General features: G+C 65.0%; 1 protein-coding gene and 1 pseudogene. Both read right to left on the minus strand.

What is annotated here, in order from left to right:
* Positions 1-66: 66 nt before the first annotated feature.
* Positions 67-390 carry a YbaB/EbfC family nucleoid-associated protein gene (locus tag JCM25156_RS18345; RefSeq protein ID WP_025814284.1) on the minus strand — a complete coding sequence of 108 codons (324 nt, stop codon included), beginning with the start codon at positions 388-390 and terminating at the stop codon, positions 67-69.
* Between the two features lie 15 nt (positions 391-405).
* A pseudogene (locus JCM25156_RS26110) lies at positions 406-909 on the minus strand (DNA polymerase III subunit gamma/tau); the annotation flags it as partial.

Here is a 909-nt window from a genome sequence, read left to right on the forward strand (position 1 = left end):
GCGCGCCAGCAGGTCACCAGCCGGTCGATTTCACCCCTGCCGCTCATGGTTCCCCCGCGCGCCGGATCAGAACGGGAATTTCATCCCGCCGGGCAGGCTCAGGCCGCCGGTAACCTTTTTCATTTCCTCGCTGGCGGTGGTGTCCAGCTTCTTGCGGGCGTCGGCGCTGGCGGCAAGGATCAGATCCTGAAGCATTTCCATTTCCGCCGGGTCGGCCAGCTTCGGGTCGATCCTGATCGCCTTCATGTCGCCCTTGCCGTTCATGGTGATGGTGACCATGCCCGCACCGGCGCTGCCCTCGATCGTCATGGCTTCGAGCTTGGCCTGCATTTCTTCCATGCGGGCCTGCATCTGGGTGGCCTGCTTCATCAGGCCGGCAAGATTTTTCATGTTCCGTATTCCTCCTCAGGCAAAATCGTCGGTATCCAGATCGTCCTCATCAACCAGATCGGCATCGAGGGGCGCGAATTCGAGATCCGGGGCCAATGCGCCACCCGCCATTTCCTCGGGCGGCAGGCCATAATCATCAAGGGCGTGATCCGTGACTTCTCCCAGCCGCGCGGTGGGGAAGACCTCCATCACCGCCTGCACCAACGGATGGGCCGCCGCCGCCGCGCGGTGCAACTGGATGATCTCCGCCCCCTGTTCGGCCAGGGTCGGCTCGCCCTGTGCATCGGACAGGCGGACCTGCCACGCTGGATCTCCCGTACCTTCGCGCAGCAGGCTTTCCAGCCGCCGGGCGAGACCGGGCAGGCTGTTGCGTTCCACGCGAATCTCGATCAGCGGCGGCGCGAAGGTGACCACATGCGTGGCGTGGCGCAGATGCCCGTGCAGCATGGCGTCGCGACCGGACACATAGGCCACGGCTTCACGCCATGTACGCGGCGGTGCGACCGGTTGCGGTTCGGG

Source organism: Komagataeibacter kakiaceti JCM 25156 (assembly GCF_000613305.1).